This window comes from Microbispora sp. CA-102843, from assembly GCF_050936215.1.
Lineage (GTDB): Bacteria > Actinomycetota > Actinomycetes > Streptosporangiales > Streptosporangiaceae > Microbispora.
The window spans coordinates 143,727-162,011 of the sequence record NZ_JBNJNF010000001.1 but is presented as its reverse complement, the minus strand read 5'-3'; the positions used below and the strand labels follow the sequence as shown (position 1 = coordinate 162,011).

Below are 18,285 nucleotides of genomic sequence, written 5' to 3'. Positions count from 1 at the left end.
GCGTAGAGACGGCGTAATTGTTCCGGCGGGCGGCGTATGAAAGGCATCAAGAACGTCAAAGCTTCTTAAATCTGGGGTTTTGCTGGTTCATGGCCGTCTGTCCGGCGGCCAGGCAAGCATCCGGATTTGAGGAAGTGAGATGGCTGACGTCATCTTCGTCGCCCTGACGGTCGCGATATTCGCGATCTGCGGGCTCGTGGTGAAGGCGGTGGAGCGCCTGTGAGCGCTGTCAACGCCGTGGGGCTGATCGTGGCCGTCGGCCTGGCGGTCTTCATGATCGCGGCCCTGCTGTTCCCGGAGCGTTTCTGATGTCGCCGACCACGGCCGGAATCCTGTTCATCGGATCCCTCGTCGTCGCCCTGGTGCTGACGCACCGGCCGCTCGGCGACTACATGTACCGCGTCTACAGCGGCACGCGGCACCTGGCCTTCGAACGAGTGATCTACCGTCTCATCGGAGCCCGGCCGGACGCCGAGCAGCGGTGGAGCGTCTACGCCGGCAGCGTGCTCGCGTTCTCGGCCGTCTCCATCCTGTTCCTCTACGCCTTCCAGCGCCTGCAGGACAAACTGCTGCTGAGCCTCGGCTTTCCCGGGGTGACCGACCACATCGCCTGGAACACGGCGGTCAGTTTCGTCACCAACACCAACTGGCAGGCGTACTCGGGTGAGTCCACGATGGGCCACCTGGTGCAGATGGCCGGCCTGGCGGTGCAGAACTTCGTGTCGGCCGCGGTGGGCATGGCCGTCGCGATCGCGCTGGTGCGGGGCTTCGCCCGCAAGCAGACCGAGAACCTCGGCAACTTCTGGGTGGACCTGGTCCGCGGCACGGTGCGCATCCTGCTGCCGATCGCGTTCATCGGCGCGCTGATCCTGGTGGCCGGTGGCCTGATCCAGAACTTCTCCAGCGCCCACGAGGTCACCACCCTCGCCGGAGGCACGCAGAGCATCACCGGCGGGCCGGTGGCCAGCCAGGAGGTCATCAAGCTGCTCGGCACCAACGGCGGCGGCTTCTACAACGCCAACTCCGCTCATCCCTTCGAGAACGCGGCCTCCTGGACGAACTGGCTGGAGATCTTCCTGATCCTGCTGATCCCGTTCGCACTGCCCCGCACCTTCGGCCGGATCGTCGGCCAGGTGCGCCAGGGCTACGCGATCGTCGCCGTCATGGCCGTGCTGGCGCTGGTCAGTGTCACGCTGACCAACACGTTCGAGATCGCCGGGCACGCGACCGTCCCGCAGGCGGTGGGCGCGGCGATGGAGGGCAAGGAGGTCCGGCTGGGACTGTCCGACTCCGCCACCTTCGCCACCGCCACCACGCTGACCTCGACCGGGGCCGTGAACTCCTTCCACGACTCCTACACCCCGCTGGGCGGCATGATGACGATGTTCAACATGATGCTGGGCGAGGTCGCGCCCGGCGGGGTCGGTTCCGGCCTGTACGGCATGCTCGTGCTGGCGCTGATCACGGTCTTCGTCGCCGGCCTGATGGTGGGCCGTACGCCGGAGTATCTGGGCAAGAAGATCGGCGCACGCGAGATCAAGCTGGCCTCGCTCTACTTCCTGACCACCCCGGCGCTCGTGCTCGTGGGCACCGCCCTGGCCATGGGCTCGCCCGAGCAGCGCGCGAGCATGCTCAACTCCGGGCCGCACGGCCTGTCGGAAGTGCTCTACGCGTTCACCAGCGCCTCCAACAACAACGGGTCGGCGTTCGCCGGCATCACCGTCAACACCCCCTGGTACGACACCGCGCTCGGGCTGTGCATGGCCTTCGGCCGCTTCCTGCCGATCGTCTTCGTGCTCGGCCTCGCCGGCTCGCTGGCCAGGCAGGCCCCCGTACCGGCCTCGGCGGGCACGCTCCCCACCCACCGCCCGCAGTTCGTCGGCATGGTCGTCGGCGTGACGATCATCCTGGTGGCGCTGACCTTCCTCCCCGCTCTGGCGCTCGGCCCGCTCGCAGAAGGAATCCAGTGATGACAGTGCTCCAAGCGCCGCAAGCGCCGGGCAAGGCGCCCGCTCCCGAGAAGGGCGGCAAGGTGGGCGGCGGCCTGCTCGACCCGAAGCAGCTCCTCACCTCCCTGCCTGACGCGCTGCGCAAGCTGAACCCGGCCACGTTGTGGCGCAACCCGGTCATGTTCATCGTCGAGATCGGCGCGGCGTTCACCACCGTGCTCGCGGTCGTCGATCCCTCGGTCTTCGCCTGGGCGATCGTCGTGTGGCTGTGGCTGACCGTGCTGTTCGCCAACCTGGCCGAGGCCGTGGCCGAGGGGCGCGGCAAGGCCCAGGCCGCCACGCTGCGGGCGGCCAAGCGCGACACCACGGCGCGGCGGCTGCCGGACCCAGGCGATCCCGGCCGGTGGGAGACGGTGGGTGCCCCCGAACTCCGGCAGGGCGACGTCGTGGTGGTCGAGGCCGGGGAGGTCATCCCGGGCGACGGCGACGTGGTCGAGGGCATCGCCAGCGTGGACGAGTCGGCGATCACCGGCGAGTCCGCCCCCGTGATCCGCGAGTCCGGCGGGGACCGGTCGGCGGTCACGGGCGGCACGAAGGTGCTGTCGGACCGGATCGTGGTGCGGATCACGCAGAAGCCCGGTGAGAGCTTCATCGACCGGATGATCGCCCTGGTGGAGGGGGCGGACCGGCAGAAGACGCCCAACGAGATCGCCCTCAACATCCTGCTGGCCGCACTGACGATCATCTTCCTGATCGCCACGGTGACCATGCAGCCGCTCGCGATCTACTCCAAGGCCAGCAACCCCGGCATCCCCGACTCCCTGGCCCTGAACGGGCACGGCGTCACCGGCATCGTGCTGATCTCGCTGCTGGTCTGCCTGATTCCGACGACGATCGGGGCGTTGCTGTCGGCCATCGGCATCGCCGGCATGGACCGCCTGGTCCAGCGCAACGTGCTGGCGATGAGCGGGCGGGCGGTGGAGGCCGCCGGTGACGTCAGCACGCTGCTGCTCGACAAGACCGGCACGATCACGTTGGGCAACCGGCAGGCGGCCGAGTTCCTCCCGGTGCCCGGGGTGCCCGCGATGGAACTGGCGCGGGCGGCGCAGCTGGCCAGCCTGGCGGACGAGACCCCCGAGGGCCGTTCGATCGTCGTCTACGCCAAGAACGCCTACGGCCTGCGCGAACGCCAGCCGGGCGAGCTGACGCACGCCGACTGGGTTCCGTTCACCGCGCAGACCCGCATGTCCGGCGTCGACGTCGACGGGCGCCGGGTCCGCAAGGGCGCCGCGACCGCCGTGATGAAGTGGGTGCGCGACAACGGCGGCCATCCCACCGCGCACGTCGGGCAGCTGGTCGACGGCATCTCCGCCTCCGGCGGCACCCCGCTGGTGGTGGGTGAGGTCGCCGACGGCGGCACTGCCCGTGTCCTCGGTGTCATCCACCTCAAGGACGTCGTCAAAGCGGGCATGCGGGAGCGGTTCGACGAGATGCGCCGGATGGGCATCCGCACCGTGATGATCACCGGGGACAACCCGATGACCGCCAAGGCCATCGCCGGCGAGGCGGGCGTGGACGACTTCCTCGCGGAGGCCACCCCGGAGGACAAGCTGGCGCTCATCAGGAAGGAGCAGGAGGGCGGGCGGCTGGTCGCGATGACCGGGGACGGCACCAACGACGCTCCGGCGCTGGCGCAGGCCGACGTGGGGGTGGCGATGAACACCGGCACCTCGGCGGCCAAGGAGGCCGGGAACATGGTCGACCTCGACTCCAACCCGACCAAGCTCATCGAGATCGTCGAGATCGGCAAGCAGTTGCTGATCACGCGTGGGGCGCTGACCACGTTCTCCATCGCCAACGACATCGCGAAGTATTTCGCGATCATCCCCGCCATGTTCGCGGTGGTCTATCCGGGTCTGGACGCGCTGAACGTGATGCGGCTGCACAGCCCGCAGTCGGCCATCCTGTCCGCGGTGATCTTCAACGCCCTGGTCATCGTCGCACTCATCCCGCTCGCCCTGCGCGGCGTCCGGTATCGCCCCTCCAGCGCGTCCACGCTGCTGTCCCGCAACCTCTACATCTACGGCCTGGGCGGGATCGTCGTCCCGTTCCTCGGCATCAAGCTCATCGACCTGCTGGTCCAGTTCCTCCCGGGGATGTCGTAAATGGAACGCCTGCCAAGCTGGATCCGCCGGCACCTCGCGGCGCTGCGCGCACTTCTCGTGCTCACCCTGGTGACCGGCGCGATCTATCCGCTGTTGGTCACCGGTGTCGCCCAGGCCATTTTCAACGGCAACGCCAACGGCTCCCTAGTGCAGAAGGAACCGGTGCAGAAGGAACCGGTGCGGAAGGGCGGCACGGATGTGGGCAGCGCCCTCATCGGCCAGAGCTTCACCGACAAGGACGGCAACCCGATCAGGAAGTACTTCCAGAGCCGCCCCTCCGCGGGCGGCTACGACCCGCTGGCCTCGGGCGCGAGCAACCTCGGCCCGGAAGACGTCCTCGACACTCTCCCGGTGCCGGGCGCCAAGGACGACGAGGGGAACCCCGACACCGGCAAGCAGAGCCTGCTCACCCAGGTGTGCGCCCGTTCCAAGGCGGTCGGCGAGCTGGAGGGCGTCAGCGGCGCCCGGCCGTACTGCACCGGCGACGGGGTCGGCGCGGTGCTGAAAGTCTTTCCCGTGGTCGGCACGCCCACCCGGGTGGTCAGCGTCAACCAGGCCTGCCCCGCCACGCCGTTCATCCCGGTCTATCAAGGAGTGCAGGTCGAGTGCGGCAAGCCCGGAGACGACTACTCGGCCGGCCGCACCGTCCCGGACCGGGGGAACGTGACGGACGTGCCGGTGCCCGCCGACGCCGTCACGGCCAGCGGATCCGGCCTCGACCCGCACATCTCGGTCGCGTACGCCGAGTTGCAGGCGCCCCGGGTCGCCAGGGAGCGCGGCCTCGGCCTGGACACGATACGGGCCCTCATCGCGCGGCACACCACCGGCAGGGCGCTCGGCTTCATGGGCGAGCCCGGCGTGAACGTGCTGGAGCTCAACCTGGATCTGGACAGGCTGAAGGGATGAGGTAAGTGGGAATTCGTCTTCGGCACCTTCTCACGAGGCGAGGGGACGTCGATAACGAATGAGGTTTTATATCGCACACCCCACCCCGCTTGAATTCCTCTTGGTGGGCGGATTCGTGACGGCAACCCTTTCCTGCGCCGTCGCCGCGTTGGCCTTTTCCGATATCGCGGATCGGATGGCGGCGACGGCCATCACCGTAGCCGTTTACGCGATACGAGGCCGGAGCGTGATCAGCGCGACGGCCACGGCCGCCATGGCGTGGCTGTTCCTCACCGGATTCCTGGTGAACGACGCCGGAACTCTGACGTTCTCCCCCGCCGACATGGCCAGGCTGGCAATCCTTCTCGCTGTAGGACTACTCGGCGGTGCGGTGGGCGCGCTGGGTCGCCTTCGCCCTCGGCATCCGACGCGTTACCGGCACCCTCCCGTTCCGGCCCGGCATCTCCACCGGCGCAGCCGTTCACCGGGGGCGCCGGCCGATACCGCTGAGGCCATGCGGAAGAGGGCCACGATGACCACAGATCCGATGACCACAGATCCGATGGCCACCGATCCGATGACCGCAGACCCGTACGCGGCGAGGCCGCCCGACTGCCGGGGATCCTCTCCGCGCCGGGAAAAACCACGATGCTAACCTAAGTCAGTCGCTTGATTTAAAGGCGCAGCACGCCCCGACGCGCACCGGAGAACCCGCGCATGTCCCCTGCCTCCGTCGCTCGCGCGAGAACGGCGCGCCGGCTCCGAAGCGCCGCCGCCGTCGGCGTGGCCGGAGTGGCGCTGTTCGCCCTCAGGGACAGGATCCCCGACCCGGACGCGGTCTGGGCTTCGGTCCAGAGGGTGAACCTGGGCTGGCTGGCCGTCGCCGTGATCGCCGAGGGCCTCTCGATGAGACTCTTCGCGGGGCTGCTGCGCCGCCTGCTCAGGAGCGGCGGCATCACGCTCACCCGTCCGCGCTCGGTGGCCGTCGCGTACGCGCGCAACGCCGTGTCCAGCTCCCTGCCCGCCGGACCGGTGCTCTCGGTCGCCTTCACCATCCGTGAGTTCGGCCGGCTCGGCGCGTCCAAGCCGCTGTCGGTCGCGACGCTCGTGCTCAGCGCCGTCTACTCGACCGCCACCTTCACCGTGCTGGGGCTGGTCGCGCTGCTGGGCGGCGACGCGACCCGGGGCCCTGCGCTGATCGCGCTGGCCGCCGTCGCAGCGGCCGTCTTCGCGCTGGCACGGCTGCGCCGGCGGGCCGGCGGCCGTCGTTCCGGCGCCTCCCGCCGGATCCTCGCGGCCAGGGAGGCGATCAGGCCGACCGGCAGGGACCGGCTGGTCCTCGCCGTCCTCGCGCTGGCCAACTGGCTTCTCGACCTGGCCTGCCTGGCCGCCGTGTGCGCGGCGGCGGGGGTCGGGCTGGGGCCGCACACCGTGCTGCTCGGCTACGTGGCGGGCAAGATCGCGGCGACGCTCGCGGTCGTCCCCGGCGGGCTCGGCGTCGCCGAGCTCGGCATGGCCGCCACGTTCGTCGGAGCGGGTGTCACCGGCAGCATGGCGGCGGCCGTCGTCGCGCTCTACCGGCTGATCTCGTACTGGGCCGTGCTCGCCGCCGGCTGGGTCGCCTGGCTGCTGCTCCGCGACGGGGTCCGGGCCCGGCTGGCCGCGGCCGGGCGGTGGCTGCTCGGCGTCCTCGGCCGCGGTGAGGACGAGGCGGACATGCGTCCGGCGGGGTGAACCTCACGGGTCCTGGGAGACAGGCGCCAGCCACAGCCCGACGAGCGCGTCGATCAGCCCGGTCGCCGTGCCGTGCCAACTGGACCTGGGCGTAGGGGCGCCTTCGGCGAGGGCGCGTTCACGTTCGGCGCACACGTGCGTGATCAGCTGCCGCGCCATGTCGCTGCGCTCCGCCCGGACTTCGGCGGGCAGTTCGGGCAGGCAGCGGATGAACCCGTCCAGCGCCTGTCGCAGCGAGGCGTGCGTCTCCTCGGCGATGATCGCACGCAGCGAGGGGTCGGTCACCACCTGGGCGATGAAGCGGGCGTACCAGGTCGGGTTGCCCTGAGCGGCCAGATGCTCGGTGACCGGGCGGACCAGGCAGGCCACCCAGTCGCGTACGTCGGCGGAGTCGCCGATGTCGGCCAGCATCCGCTCGCGTATCCGGTCGACCGACTCGGCGTGCCTGCGGGCGATCGCGCGTACGAGATCCGCCTTGGTGCCGAAGTGGTAGCCGACCGCGGCGTTGTTGCCCTGCCCCGCGGCCTCGCTGACCTGGCGGTTGGACACGGCGAACACGCCGTGTTCGGCGAACAGCCGCTCCGCCGCCGACAGAATCCGCTCGCGGGTCACGCTGACCCGTTCGGCTCGTAACTTACCGGTCACCCTCACCACCGCACCGGAATCGATGCGGTAAGTCAAGCAATTGATTTAAGTGTCTCCCGGCGCTCGCGGGCGCGGACCGCCAGGGTCACGGGTACGGCGTGGCCCAGCACTCCGGCACCCCAGCCCAGGATGGGCCAGATCGGCCACGGATACCAGAAGTCCGTCGCCCGCCCGACGGCGAGCCAGACGCCCACCAGGAGAAGTGACGTGCCGGCGTAGACGCCGGCGTGGATGCGCACGCCGAGCCTGGCCGCCCTCGCCTTGCGGGCCCGGCGCAGCGCCCGGTCCTTCGACGTGCGCAGCTTGGCCGGCAGGTCGGCGAGGAGGGCGTCGAGCTCGGTGCGGTGACGCGCTCGCGCGGCCACGTCGAGGCGCTCGTCGAACTCCTCTTTCGACAGGTAGCCGGCGCTGAACGCGTCACCGAGCAGTTCGACGGCACGGTCGCGTTCGGCGGTGCCGACCCGAGGCGCGGCGACCGGGGCTCCGGCGGGCCTGGAGCGCAGCGCGGTGCCGGAGTCGATGTTCAAGGGAGCCTCCAAGGTCGGACGGGCGATGACCGCGCGAATGCAGGTAACTTCAGCGTCGCACGAACGCTATAGCTAACGCAAGACGCTACAGTTAACATGTGACAACATACAAGATGGGAGGCAGACCTATGGAGGGGTCCACGACGGCCGGTCCTTCACGACGCCAGAGGGTGCGTGACGCGACGTTGCGCGAGCTCATCTTGGTGAGCCGCGAGATCCTGACGACCCAGGGCGTAGAAGCGCTGACGATCCGAGCGGTCGCCCGGGAGATGGGGATGACCCCGCCCGGGGTCTACCGCTACTTCGACAGCCACCGCACCCTCCTCGACGCGGTGATCGTGGCGATCCTGGACGAGCTCACCGAGTTCATCGCCGCCAGGGTCGGCGAGGTGGACGAGGCGGAGACGGCGGGCAGGCTCGTCGTCGCCAGCAGGGCGTTGCGGCGCTGGGGGGTCGAGCACCCCCGGGAGTTCCACCTCTCCCTGGTCGTGTCCCCGCCGGAGGAGGAGAACCAGGCGGTCGGCCGTGCACGAGGCCAGGTGGGGAAGCTGTTCGGAGAGATCTTCGCCGAAGTCTGGCGGGACTACGGCGGCGCCTCCCCGACTCCCTGGCCCCGCGGGCCGCGGATCGAGCCGCTGGCCGAGCGGCTCGTCCGAATGCTGGAGATCACGATGCCCTCCACCACCGCCGCGGTCGCCTTCACCCGCTGCTGGACGAGGCTGTACGGAATGGTCTGCCTGGAGTCGCTCGGCCTCCCGCGCGTGATCGGTGACGAGGCGGGCGAGCTGTTCGAGGCCGAGTTGGCGGATCTCGCACGGACACTCGGCCTTCCCGAGGCCGCCCTGGACACCCGTCGCTGACGTCCACCCACCACCGCCCCCGCCATACCAACGTCCTCACAGGAGTGCCCAATGACCCCCCTGCAGCTCAGCCAGCCGACCCAGGTGATCGCCGGCGCCGTTCTGCTGACCATCGTGACCATCGAGTTCGGCGGGTGGTTCCTCACCAGGATCGTCCGTGGCGAGGTGCCGATGACGCCCTTCCAGCAGACGTTCGCCCGTGCCGGGCACGCACACGCGGGGGTGCTGGTCACCCTCGGGCTGGTGTGCCTCCTCTTCGTCGACGCCACCGGTCTCGACGGCGCCGCCCTGTGGGCCGCCCGGCTCGGCGTGCCGGCCGCCGCCGCGCTGATGTCCGCCGGGTTCTTCCTGTCGTCCCTCGGCCGGGGCGTGACCCGGCCGAACCGGCTGATCATCCTGCTCTGGATCGGCGCGCTCTGCCTGGCGGCGGGCGTGCTGACCCTCGGCATCGGTCTGCTGACGAGCTGACCGGCCACACCCGCATACGCGTCCGTGCATGAGACCGGATTCCGGGGGTACGCGCAAGCGGGAGAGTGCGCGATGGGGCCCGCGCGGGACGTGGCGGCGGACAGACCGTCACGTCCCGCACGGGCCTCGTTCACCTGTCGTAGACGGTGACCAGCCCGGATGCGTGCGCCGACCCCGGTCACCGGGCCGGGGATCCGTCTACTCTGACGTCAGAGTAGGGTGATCCTGGTCACGTGGTTCTCCCGGCCGACGCGCAGCCGTCCCGCGACACCCCCGCGCCCCGCGTCGTGACCGCCGGGAGGCCAGGGGCCCAGCCGCTCAGGGCCCGCCCGCAGGGGAGATTCCGCCGCGGTGGGCCCGGCCACACGAGAGACCGCACGTGGAGAGGGAGGACGATGTCCATCTACCGCGTCAGGATGTACAGCGGGTTTCAGCGCACCCTCACCGCCGACCGCGTCGTCGTCAACGGCGACAACGTCTGTTTCGAGCGGAGCAGGAACGGATCCTGGGTGGCGGCGCTCCAGCTGCCGACCCAGCTGGTCACCCGGGTCCGCCGGCGATGCGTCCAGCCGGACGGCACGGTGACGTGGAACGTCGAGGAACCGGGGCCCAGCACCTACTGATCGGGAGCACTCGCACCCTGGCCGCCACCGGTTGTTGCTCTCTAACCTTCCGTGAGAGTAGAGTTGCCCCGCTTGTGGTGGGACTCCGCTTCGCCGCGTGCTCGCCCATCGCAGGCGTCAAGCCACCGCACGGCCCGCCTGGCCCTTCCCTTTCGCCGGGCGCGCCGTCGCGGTGGGAAGCGGCGTCGCCGCCGGACTCCACCAGGGCGAGCCCAGGGCCTTATGCTTGTCCTCCCTTCCAGCCGGACTCCCGGACGAGAGGTATCGTCACCGAAGAGTTCCAGGGAGCTGTTCTGCGAAACCCTACCTTTACGTGAGGGTGGGCCATGAGTGGCAACGGTACCCGCACGGGAGCGGTGACCGCGGGGGTAGGAAAGGTGAGCGGAGCGATGCCTGAAGGTCTGGTGCAGATCGGCGAGGTCGCCGAGCGGCTCGGGCTGTCCCTGCGCACGATCCGCCACTACGAGGAGGTCGGCCTGGTCGTGCCCGCCCGCACGCAGGGGGGTTTCCGGCTCTACAGCGAAGAGGACGTGCAGCGCCTGGCGCTGATCAGGCGGATGAAGCCGCTGGGGTTCACCCTGGAGGAGATGCGCGACCTGCTGGAGATCACCGACCGGCTGGCCCGCGGTGACGACGACCCCGGCCTGCTCGCCCGGCTGCAACTGTTCGAGAAGGCGGTCGCGGAACGCGCCGACAGACTGCGCGAGCAGCTCGCGATGGCCAGGGAGTTCGCCGAGCAGCTCCGGCGTCAGCGGATGAACGCCCCGTCCGCCCGCTGATCCCCGCCGTCGGCGTGTCTTTCCCGTGCATAAGTCCGTCCCAAGTGCCGCCTAAGCCGGGCCGCCTAGATTCACCGGCGTAAGGAATTCCGCGGACAGACCTCGGAATTCTCCGGCTTTCCGCAGCGAGGGAGCATGGGATGTCCTTGTCGCCCGCGTCCGGCACGGCCGGGCGCACCACCTGGCCCGCCGAGGTCCTGCCGGTTCTCGAACACGCACTGACGTGCGAATACGCCTCGCTCACCCGCACCGGGACGCCGATCACCTGGCCGGTGGGGCCCTACGTCGCCGAGGACGGCCGTACGGTCGACGTCTCGACGGGCCTGACCTATCCGTCCAAGGCCGAACGGGCCAGACGCGACCCCCGGGTCGCCCTGCTGTTCTCCGACCCCACGGGGTCGCCCGTCTCCGGCCCTCCGGTCGTGCTCGTCCAGGGCCTGGCCACCGTGAGGGACGCGGATCTGCAGGCCAACACCGATCTCTATCTGCGGCGGACGCTGGCGAAGTATCCGCAGGCGGTCGCCCGGCAGCCGTGGTTCCTCGTGCGACGCCAGGCCTGGTACTGGGCGAGGATATGGATCGAGGTCACCCCGCTGCGCGTGCTGTGGTGGCCGGACGGGCGGCTCGACGCGCCTCCCCTGCGGTGGGAGGCGGCGCGGGACGTGACCGCGCCGCCGTCGGACCCCGCCCCTACGGGAGCCGGCGCTCCGGCATGGCTGGAGCCGCCCGCCGACTGGCGCCCGCGTGCCGACCATGCCGTCCGCCTCGGTGATCCCGTGCTGACCGTGATCGGCGAGGACGGCTGGCCCCTGCCGCTGCGTTCGCTGGGCGCGACCCGCGTGGACGACGGCTTCCTCGTACGGACCGGGCCGCCCGGCGTCCTGGCACGTGGACGCGCCTGCATGACCTTCCACACCCACGACGCCGAGATGGGCGGCCAGGAGAACGTCGTGCTGGTCGGCGAGGCCACGCCCGTGCCCGACGGGGTCCACGTGCGGGTCGAGCGCGCCCTCGCGGACTTCAGCCTCAGCGGCGGCCGTCTCGGGCAGGTGCGGAAGATGATGCGGACCGCTCGCGCCCTGGCACCGCGACTAGAACGGGAGGCCGCGCGACGCGGGCAGCCCGTTCCCACGCCCCGGCGTCCTCGCTGATCACAGGCTCGCGAGCGCGTCACGCGCCGCCTTCTCCCCAGTGGGGAGAGCCGACCTGCCGGGCGACCTCCGCCGCCAGGCCGTAGTGTCCCGCCGCGGCCTCGGGCCTGCCCAGGAAGACGGCGAGGTCGCCGAGCGCGGTGGCCACCGGACCGAAGGTGACCGACGCGGTGCTCAGCCCGGCCATCTCCCCCTCCGCGGGGAGGAGCAGGCGGTAGCACTCCTCGGCCGCCTCGCGGTCCGCCAACCCGATCGCGGTCGCCGACCGTGCCGCCATCATGCCCGCCCAGGTGAGGTCACGGCGCGGGAGGGCCGCCGGCCACACGGCCCTGGCCTCCTCCAGACGGCCGGCCGCCACGAGAGCCCGGGCGTACAGCTCTTGGACCTCCTGCGGGATCCGCTCCCACACCGGGGCGAGCGCCTGCCACGCACTCGTCGAAGCGTCCTGCCGCCAGACGGACCGCGAAGCGCCCCACGGCGCCCATGAGGGACGAGCCTCCGCGCCGATGTGGCCAAGTACCAGAACTCGCGCCATAGCGGGTAAAGCATAGGTCTGTTTCCTTGAATGGTGACGGCTCGCCGGGGTGAGGGCTCGCTCGTTCCGCCCATGGATTCGCCGACCCGCACGGGCGTCCGGGTAATGGTTCGTTATGCGGATACCCGCCCTCGCCTTGGGGATAGCGGGCGGTCGCGCGGCGTGCCTAGTCTGCGATAAGTGACGCTCTTACCGACCGCATGACGCGCCGCGTACGGAACGTCGGGGGCGCTTCTCCACGGGAGTCCCGCCCGCTGGTGACCAAGGAGCACGAGACGATGAACTCGCAGACCATGGACCGCGCCGACGTCTGCACGGCCGAGGCGATCGTTTCCGTATACACGTGTCCGGTGCCGCACTCTCCGCAGGCGGTCAGCGGCGTACGGCACCGTGCGCTCGGCGTGCTGGCGGCCTGGGGAACGACCGGGACCGCCGCGCAGGAGGCCGTGCTGGTGATCTCCGAGATGGTGACCAACGCCGTACTCCACGCCCTGCCGCCGGCCGAGCTCCGGCTCCTCCTCTGCCCGGAGGAAGATCATCACATCATCCGGGTCGAGGTCACCGACGCCGGAGCCGCACCGGTGTGGCCGGGAACCGGGACGTCCCCGGACGAAAGCGGGCGCGGCGCCACCGTCGTCGACGCCCTCGCCATCCGGCACGGCTCCCTGAGCCGTCCCTGCGGCACCACCACGTGGTGGGCGGACCTGCCGGCCCATTAAGAGCCGTACGCCGCAGCCGCACGCCCGCGCTCAGCGGCGAAGGGTCTCCGACGGGGACTGCCCGAAACGCCGGCGGTAGGCGAGGGCGAACCGCCCCAGATGGACGAACCCCCAGCGGTAGGCGACGTCGGTGACCGTGGTGGCGGCCGGATTCCCGACCGTGAGTTCGGCACGCACCCGATCGAGACGCACCTCCCTCAGGTAGCTCATGGGCGTCGTCTCCAGCTGGCGCCGGAACCCGTCCTGAAGCGCCCGCGCGCCGACGCCCACCGCCTCGGCGATCTGCTCCACGGTGAGCGGTTCCGCCGCCCGCGCCTCGATCAGGTCCACGGCCCGTTCCACCGCCGTGGGCGCGACGCGGGGCTGTCCGCCGCACAGCGCCTCGCTGTAGTTGCTGGGCTGGGCCAGCAGCAACTGCGTCATCAGCAGCCCCTCCAGTTGCCTGAGCGCGATGGGCTGCTCCAGCATGGCGCCGCCGGTCTCCGCCTCCCGCCGGAGCAGGTCGACGACCGAGAGCCAGGACCGGGCGGGGGGCAGGGTCAGGTCCATGCCGAGGGAGAAGGCGAGCGGCCTGCGCGGCGTGCGCCCCGTGAGCTTGCCGAGGTGGGCTTCGAGCGCGGCGCGGTCGAAGCGGGCGATCAGCGACGCGTGCCCGGGGGCCCACCGCATGGACATGGGCCGCGTCAGCGACAGTACGGAGGCGAACTCGGGCGTCGACACGATCCGTTCGCGGCCGTGGGACACCTCGGCGGCGCCGGTCAGCGGGATCTCGACGAGCAGGTAGCTGTCCAACGGCTGTGGCGTGATCAGCACCTCCGTGCCGTAGCCGAGCGAGTACAGCCCGATTCCGTCGAACGCCATCCCGTTCATGCGGACGTCGAGCCGGGTCTCCGAGCCGACCGGGCGCAGCCCGTGGTCGCCGAGGGCGTCCCCCACCCTCGTACGGGCCTCGTCGACGTCGTGTGTGTGCAGCCGCTGGTACGCGGCGAGTGGTAGTGGTTGTTCGGCCATTTTCGCCTCCCCAAGCGGGCAGGCCCCCCGTTCCCGCAGCTAGCGGGCGTGACACAAGCCTATGCGCGCGGCCCGCCCCGGCGGGACACGGCCGCGGTCAGGACCGGCCGGACGGTCAGATCAGGCGGCGGGAGACGATCCCGCTGCCGACGTCGTGACCGCACCAGAGGCGGAAGCGCTCCCCGGGGCGCAGATACTCGACCGCGTCGTCGTCGGTGGTCGCGATGGTCACCACGTGCAGCCAGTCTCCGGGGGTCAGCGGCTCCTCGTCGTCCGCCGTGATCGCCACCTGGAACGGCCGGCTGAGCCACCTGCCCTCCTCTCCGGCGTAGGCGCAGGCGCAGATCACCAGCGATTGCGTACGGAAGGGCAGTTCGTGCGGCAGGCCACCCTGGTCGGAGGGCAGGAGCGTGATCAGTGCCTTTGCCTGGACGGTCATCGAGACCACCAACTTTCACGCGACTACTGCGCCGCGGTTATTGCACTGCGTCTATTGCACTGCGTCTATTGCACTGTGCAACGTTCGTCCCGGCCGATTGCTTCCCGCTCCGCCGTCGGGGGCCGTACGAGCCCGCACAACACCACATCTATCACGCGGTTTGGGCCTCACCCGCAGGTGTGCGCCGCGGGGGCGGTCGAGCCGCGCACCACGAGCTCCGTCGCGAGTTCGACGTGGTGCGACTCGACCTGTTCCCCTGCCGCCAGGCGCAGCGCCGTACGCACCGCGACGGCGCCCATCTCCCGCAGCGGCTGCCGCACGGTGGTCAGGGGCGGCGAGGCCATCCGGGCGATCTGCGTGTCGTCGAAGCCCACGATGCTGAGATCCTCGGGCACGCGCAGCCCCCGCGCCCTGGCCGCCTCCAGCACGCCGAGCGCGATGTCGTCGCAGCCCGCGAAGATCCCCGTGGGCGCCTCGGGCAGGTCGAGCAGGGCCGCCCCGCCCGTCACGCCGTCGTGGTAGTGGAAGTGTCCGGTCCGCACGTACCCGGGCAGGACGGGAGCCTCCCCGGCCTCCATGGCGGCCCGGTAGCCGTGCAGCCGGGCCTGGTTGCAGGCCGCGGTGGCCGGGCCGCCGAGGTAGGCGACGTTCCGGTGCCCGAGCGCGAGCAGGTGCTGCGTCGCGGCCATGCCACCGGCGAAGTTCGTCGAGCCGACGCTGGTCACCCGGGCCCGCGGCAGGTTCAGCGGGTCGATCACGACCAGGGGCAGCCGCGCCCGGGCCAGGGCGGTGAGCTGCCCGGAGGTCAGTTCGCCGGTGACGGCGACCAACGCCCGCCGCCCGGCCGCGACCAGTTCGCGCGCCCACCCTCCCGTGCGGTCGGCGTTGCGCCGGATGCTCACCACCACGGCCACGTCGAGGTCGGCGCCGGCCTGCACCGCGCCCTGGACGATCTCGGTGGAGTACGCGTTGAGGTCCGCGTCGAACTCCACCTCGATCGTGTCGGGCGCGACCTCGCCGCGGCGCTGCGGCGGCGCGACGTAGTCGTGCTGCTCCAGCAGCGACAGCACCAGGGAACGGGTCTCAGGCGCGACGTCGCTGCGGCCGTTGAGCACCTTCGACACGGTCGCGACCGACACCCCCGCCGACGCCGCGACCGTGGCGAGAGTGGCCCGCCTACGACTTGGCGGCATCTGTTCCTCCCTGCTCGGGGCCCGCCGCCGGTCGCACCTCCACGGGGGTGACCAGCCGCCGGCCGCGGCCGACGTGGCGCAGCGGGCCGGTCAGCCGTACGCGGCCCCGGCACGGCAGGTCCGACGCGGAGGTGCCGACGAACACCTCGATGTCTCCGGGCTCGACGATCCGCCGCAGGTCGCGGCCGGTGAAGGCGGTCCTGTCCGCGTGCACGGTGAAGGTCGCCCGCGCGCTCTCGCCCGGCTCGAGCCGCACCCGGGCGAACCCGGCGAGCTGCCGAACCGGCCTGGTCACCTGCGCCAGCACGTCGTGCAGGTAGAGCTGGACGACCTCCTCGCCCGCCCGGCCCCCGGTGTTGCGCACGCGCACCGACACGGTGAACTCCCCGTCAGTCGGCACCTCGGCCTCGCCGATCTCCAGGTCGCCGACCTCGAAGGCGGTGTAGGAGGAGCCGTAGCCGAACGGGAACAGCGGGGTCGGGTCGAGGTTGCTGATGCCGTGGCTGTCGGAGCCCAGCGGCGGCTGCAGGTAGGTGCCCGGCTGCCCGCCCGGGGTCCGCGGGATCTGCACCGGCAGCTTCCCGCTGGGCTGCACCCGGCCGGACAGGACGCCGGCGATGGCCGCCCCGCCCTCCTCGCCCGGCATGAACGCCTGGACGAGCGCGGCGGCCCGGTCGCGCACCCGCCCCAGCGCGTACGGCCGGCCGGACACCACGACCACCACGACCGGCGTGCCCGTGGCGGCCAGCTCGACCAGCAGGTCCTCCTGCGTCCCCGGCAGCCGCAGGTCCTCGGCGTCGCAGCCCTCACCCGAGGTGCCCTGCCCGAACAGCCCGGCGAGGTCGCCGACGACGGCCACGCACAGGTCGGAGTCGCGGGCGGCCGCGAGCGCGGCGGCGAAGCCGGACCGGTCCTCGTCCCGCCAGTCGCAGCCCCGCTCGTGGACGATCTCGGCGTCCGGCAGCTCGGCCCGCAGCGCGTCGAGCAGGCTGGGCGCCTCCACGCCGAGCCCGAGACCCGGGTGGCGGGGCAGCACGTGGTTGGGGAAGGCGTAGCAGCCCATGAACGTGCGCGGGTCGTCGGCGCAGGGCCCGACCACGGCCACCCGGCGCGGTCCCCTGCGCTCCTCCCCGAGCAGCGGCAGCGCGTCGCCCGCGTCGAGCAGCACGATCGACCGCTCGGCCAGCTCCCGGGCCAGCGCCCGGTTGGCCGGCGAGTCGAGGTCCACGGCGTCCGCGCCGGCCACCGACCGCTCCGGCGTCCAGTCCGGGTCGAGCAGCCCGAGCTGCACCTTCTGGGTGAGCAGGCGGCGCGCGGCCCGGTCCACCAGTTCCTCGGGCAGCTCGCCCCGCCGCACCCGCTCCGCCAGGTGCCGGCCGAAGCCGAGCGTGTCGGGCAGCTCCACGTCGAGGCCCGCGGTCAGCGCGAGCACCCCGGCCTCTTCGTGGTCCGCGGCGACCTGGTGCATCTTCGCGAGGAACGCGATCGCCCAGTAGTCCGACACGACCGTCCCGGTGAACCCCCACTCGCCGCGCAGCACCTCGGTCAGCAGCCACGGGTCGGCGGCGGCGGGCACGCCGTCCACGTCCGAGTAGGAGTTCATGACCGAGCGCGCGCCGCCCTCGGCGATGGCGGTCTCGAACGTCGGCAGGATCATGTCCATCAGCTCGCGCCGGCCCATCGGCACCGGGCCGTGGTTGCGGGCCGCCCGCGACGCGGAGTAACCGGCGAAGTGCTTGAGGGTGGCGATGACCCCGGCGTTCTCCAGGCCGCGCACATAGGCCGCGCCGAGCGTCGCGACGAGGTACGGATCCTCGCCCATGGTCTCCTCGACCCGGCCCCAGCGGTAGTCGCGCACCACGTCGAGCACCGGCGACAGGCCCTGATGGGCGCCCACGGCCCGCATGTCCCTGCCGATGGCGGCGGCCATCCGCTCCACCAGCTCGGGGTCGAAGGTCGCGCCCCAGGCGATGGCCGCCGGATAGACGGTCGCGCCGTAGGTGGTGAAACCGGTCAGGCACTCCTCGTGGACCAGCGCCGGGATGCCGAGCCGGGAGTGCTTCACCACCTCGCGCTGCAGCCGCACCACCTCCGCCGCGCCCTCCACCGCCGTCACGGGAGCGCTGCCGAACACCCGCGTCAGGTGGCCGAGCCCGTGGCGTACGGCCTCCTCGATGGGCACCGTCCCCGAGGCGGCGAAGACGTCCTGCATGGGGGCCACGTTGTGCGCCGCGTCGGGCTCCACCTCCTCCGGCGCCTGCATGTCGTTGCCGATCCACCGGCTGCCGAGCTGGCCGACCTTCTCCTCAAGGGTCATCTCCGCGAGGAGGGCCTCGACCCGGTCGGCCACGGGAAGTGCCGGGTCCTGCCACGCCCGGAGCGTCCCGTCCGCGGCGTGCGTCCGATCTGGGGCCGTCATCTGCTCTCCTCAAAAAAGTTTCGAAACATTTCGGCCTCTATGGCGCTTTTGTCGTCAATCTTTCGGTCCGACAAGATCACCAGGTAGACGCCTGCTCGTCGGTACTTTACACACGCCTCACGCTGAGCTGGAGGGGCCGTGAGAGCGCTCTTGACAGTCAGGTACTGCAAATCTAAATTGGCG

18 protein-coding genes are annotated in these 18,285 nt (G+C 71.2%); 11 read left to right on the top strand and 7 right to left on the bottom strand.

Features of this window, described 5'->3' with window-relative positions; translation table 11 throughout:
- Positions 1 to 219 precede the first annotated feature (219 nt).
- The 5 genes from kdpF (at position 220) to ACQEVJ_RS00855 (ending at position 6,733) form a co-directional block, all read left to right on the top strand.
- The gene (kdpF, locus tag ACQEVJ_RS00875; RefSeq protein WP_433096121.1) at positions 220 to 309 is read left to right on the top strand and encodes a K(+)-transporting ATPase subunit F; all 90 of its coding nucleotides are present in this window, start codon (positions 220 to 222) and stop codon (positions 307 to 309) included.
- A complete protein-coding gene (gene kdpA / locus ACQEVJ_RS00870) occupies positions 309 to 1,970 on the top strand; it encodes a potassium-transporting ATPase subunit KdpA (RefSeq protein ID WP_433096119.1) in 1,662 nt (553 codons plus the stop codon). The genes kdpF and kdpA overlap by 1 nt, the downstream gene beginning before the upstream one ends.
- Positions 1,970 to 4,114 (top strand): potassium-transporting ATPase subunit KdpB, encoded by a 2,145-nt coding sequence (gene kdpB / locus ACQEVJ_RS00865; protein ID WP_433096117.1) that lies wholly within the window; start codon positions 1,970 to 1,972, stop codon positions 4,112 to 4,114. The genes kdpA and kdpB overlap by 1 nt, the downstream gene beginning before the upstream one ends.
- Complete coding sequence (locus ACQEVJ_RS00860) at positions 4,115 to 5,020, top strand: potassium-transporting ATPase subunit C (protein WP_433096115.1); 906 nt, start codon at positions 4,115 to 4,117, stop codon at positions 5,018 to 5,020.
- 696 nt (positions 5,021 to 5,716) lie between these two features.
- Positions 5,717 to 6,733 (top strand): lysylphosphatidylglycerol synthase transmembrane domain-containing protein, encoded by a 1,017-nt coding sequence (locus ACQEVJ_RS00855; RefSeq protein ID WP_433096113.1) that lies wholly within the window; start codon positions 5,717 to 5,719, stop codon positions 6,731 to 6,733.
- Between the two features lie 3 nt (positions 6,734 to 6,736).
- Here the strand turns inward: ACQEVJ_RS00855 and ACQEVJ_RS00850 are convergent, their stop codons facing one another.
- Positions 6,737 to 7,378, bottom strand: a complete 642-nt coding sequence (locus tag ACQEVJ_RS00850; RefSeq protein WP_433096111.1) for a TetR/AcrR family transcriptional regulator — start codon at positions 7,376 to 7,378, stop codon at positions 6,737 to 6,739.
- A 32-nt stretch (positions 7,379 to 7,410) separates the two neighbouring features.
- A complete protein-coding gene (locus tag ACQEVJ_RS00845; protein ID WP_433096109.1) occupies positions 7,411 to 7,905 on the bottom strand; it encodes a DUF1707 domain-containing protein in 495 nt (164 codons plus the stop codon).
- A 170-nt stretch (positions 7,906 to 8,075) separates the two neighbouring features.
- Here ACQEVJ_RS00845 and ACQEVJ_RS00840 point away from each other — a divergent pair, with 170 nt between their 5' ends.
- The 5 genes from ACQEVJ_RS00840 to ACQEVJ_RS00820 all read left to right on the top strand — a co-directional run bounded on the left by ACQEVJ_RS00840 (position 8,076) and on the right by ACQEVJ_RS00820 (position 11,786).
- Positions 8,076 to 8,765, top strand: a complete 690-nt coding sequence (locus ACQEVJ_RS00840) for a TetR/AcrR family transcriptional regulator (protein ID WP_433096107.1) — start codon at positions 8,076 to 8,078, stop codon at positions 8,763 to 8,765.
- Positions 8,766 to 8,816: 51 nt separating this feature from the next.
- Positions 8,817 to 9,233, top strand: a complete 417-nt coding sequence (locus ACQEVJ_RS00835; RefSeq protein ID WP_433096105.1) for a hypothetical protein — start codon at positions 8,817 to 8,819, stop codon at positions 9,231 to 9,233.
- 395 nt (positions 9,234 to 9,628) lie between these two features.
- Positions 9,629 to 9,856: a hypothetical protein gene (locus ACQEVJ_RS00830; RefSeq protein WP_433096103.1), complete on the top strand. Its 228-nt coding sequence runs from the start codon at positions 9,629 to 9,631 to the stop codon at positions 9,854 to 9,856.
- A 389-nt stretch (positions 9,857 to 10,245) separates the two neighbouring features.
- Positions 10,246 to 10,635: a MerR family transcriptional regulator gene (locus ACQEVJ_RS00825; RefSeq protein ID WP_433096101.1), complete on the top strand. Its 390-nt coding sequence runs from the start codon at positions 10,246 to 10,248 to the stop codon at positions 10,633 to 10,635.
- A gap of 140 nt (positions 10,636 to 10,775) precedes the next feature.
- Positions 10,776 to 11,786, top strand: coding sequence for a hypothetical protein (locus ACQEVJ_RS00820; protein WP_433096099.1), 1,011 nt, complete (start codon positions 10,776 to 10,778; stop codon positions 11,784 to 11,786).
- A 19-nt stretch (positions 11,787 to 11,805) separates the two neighbouring features.
- On the opposite strand, the gene ACQEVJ_RS00815 is transcribed toward ACQEVJ_RS00820, so the two are convergent.
- A complete protein-coding gene (locus ACQEVJ_RS00815) occupies positions 11,806 to 12,321 on the bottom strand; it encodes a hypothetical protein (RefSeq protein WP_433096097.1) in 516 nt (171 codons plus the stop codon).
- A gap of 278 nt (positions 12,322 to 12,599) precedes the next feature.
- Here ACQEVJ_RS00815 and ACQEVJ_RS00810 point away from each other — a divergent pair, with 278 nt between their 5' ends.
- On the top strand, positions 12,600 to 13,040 hold the full coding sequence (locus tag ACQEVJ_RS00810; RefSeq protein WP_433096095.1) for an ATP-binding protein: 441 nt from the start codon (positions 12,600 to 12,602) through the stop codon (positions 13,038 to 13,040).
- A 30-nt stretch (positions 13,041 to 13,070) separates the two neighbouring features.
- On the opposite strand, the gene ACQEVJ_RS00805 is transcribed toward ACQEVJ_RS00810, so the two are convergent.
- The 4 genes from ACQEVJ_RS00805 to ACQEVJ_RS00790 form a co-directional block, all read right to left on the bottom strand.
- The gene (locus ACQEVJ_RS00805) at positions 13,071 to 14,051 is read right to left on the bottom strand and encodes an AraC family transcriptional regulator (protein ID WP_433096093.1); all 981 of its coding nucleotides are present in this window, start codon (positions 14,049 to 14,051) and stop codon (positions 13,071 to 13,073) included.
- Between the two features lie 115 nt (positions 14,052 to 14,166).
- Positions 14,167 to 14,490 (bottom strand): hypothetical protein, encoded by a 324-nt coding sequence (locus tag ACQEVJ_RS00800; RefSeq protein ID WP_433096091.1) that lies wholly within the window; start codon positions 14,488 to 14,490, stop codon positions 14,167 to 14,169.
- A gap of 167 nt (positions 14,491 to 14,657) precedes the next feature.
- Positions 14,658 to 15,683, bottom strand: coding sequence for a LacI family DNA-binding transcriptional regulator (locus ACQEVJ_RS00795; protein ID WP_433096089.1), 1,026 nt, complete (start codon positions 15,681 to 15,683; stop codon positions 14,658 to 14,660).
- Positions 15,667 to 18,102: a glycoside hydrolase family 3 N-terminal domain-containing protein gene (locus ACQEVJ_RS00790; RefSeq protein ID WP_433096087.1), complete on the bottom strand. Its 2,436-nt coding sequence runs from the start codon at positions 18,100 to 18,102 to the stop codon at positions 15,667 to 15,669. Before ACQEVJ_RS00790 ends, ACQEVJ_RS00795 begins: the two co-directional genes overlap by 17 nt.
- Positions 18,103 to 18,285 lie beyond the last annotated feature (183 nt).

Bases quoted from the DNA above. Each gene is read 5' to 3' on its own strand.
- ACQEVJ_RS00800 (WP_433096091.1), bottom strand. From the start codon at position 14,490: ATGACCGTCCAGGCAAAGGCACTGATCACGCTCCTGCCCTCCGACCAG.
- ACQEVJ_RS00830 (WP_433096103.1), top strand. From the start codon at position 9,629: ATGTCCATCTACCGCGTCAGGATGTACAGCGGGTTTCAGCGCACCCTC.
- ACQEVJ_RS00835 (WP_433096105.1), top strand. From the start codon at position 8,817: ATGACCCCCCTGCAGCTCAGCCAGCCGACCCAGGTGATCGCCGGCGCC.
- ACQEVJ_RS00810 (WP_433096095.1), top strand. From the start codon at position 12,600: ATGAACTCGCAGACCATGGACCGCGCCGACGTCTGCACGGCCGAGGCG.
- ACQEVJ_RS00815 (WP_433096097.1), bottom strand. From the start codon at position 12,321: ATGGCGCGAGTTCTGGTACTTGGCCACATCGGCGCGGAGGCTCGTCCC.
- ACQEVJ_RS00820 (WP_433096099.1), top strand. From the start codon at position 10,776: ATGTCCTTGTCGCCCGCGTCCGGCACGGCCGGGCGCACCACCTGGCCC.
- ACQEVJ_RS00860 (WP_433096115.1), top strand. From the start codon at position 4,115: ATGGAACGCCTGCCAAGCTGGATCCGCCGGCACCTCGCGGCGCTGCGC.
- ACQEVJ_RS00855 (WP_433096113.1), top strand. From the start codon at position 5,717: ATGTCCCCTGCCTCCGTCGCTCGCGCGAGAACGGCGCGCCGGCTCCGA.
- kdpA (WP_433096119.1), top strand. From the start codon at position 309: ATGTCGCCGACCACGGCCGGAATCCTGTTCATCGGATCCCTCGTCGTC.
- ACQEVJ_RS00825 (WP_433096101.1), top strand. From the start codon at position 10,246: ATGCCTGAAGGTCTGGTGCAGATCGGCGAGGTCGCCGAGCGGCTCGGG.
- ACQEVJ_RS00805 (WP_433096093.1), bottom strand. From the start codon at position 14,051: ATGGCCGAACAACCACTACCACTCGCCGCGTACCAGCGGCTGCACACA.
- ACQEVJ_RS00790 (WP_433096087.1), bottom strand. From the start codon at position 18,102: ATGACGGCCCCAGATCGGACGCACGCCGCGGACGGGACGCTCCGGGCG.
- kdpB (WP_433096117.1), top strand. From the start codon at position 1,970: ATGACAGTGCTCCAAGCGCCGCAAGCGCCGGGCAAGGCGCCCGCTCCC.
- ACQEVJ_RS00795 (WP_433096089.1), bottom strand. From the start codon at position 15,683: ATGCCGCCAAGTCGTAGGCGGGCCACTCTCGCCACGGTCGCGGCGTCG.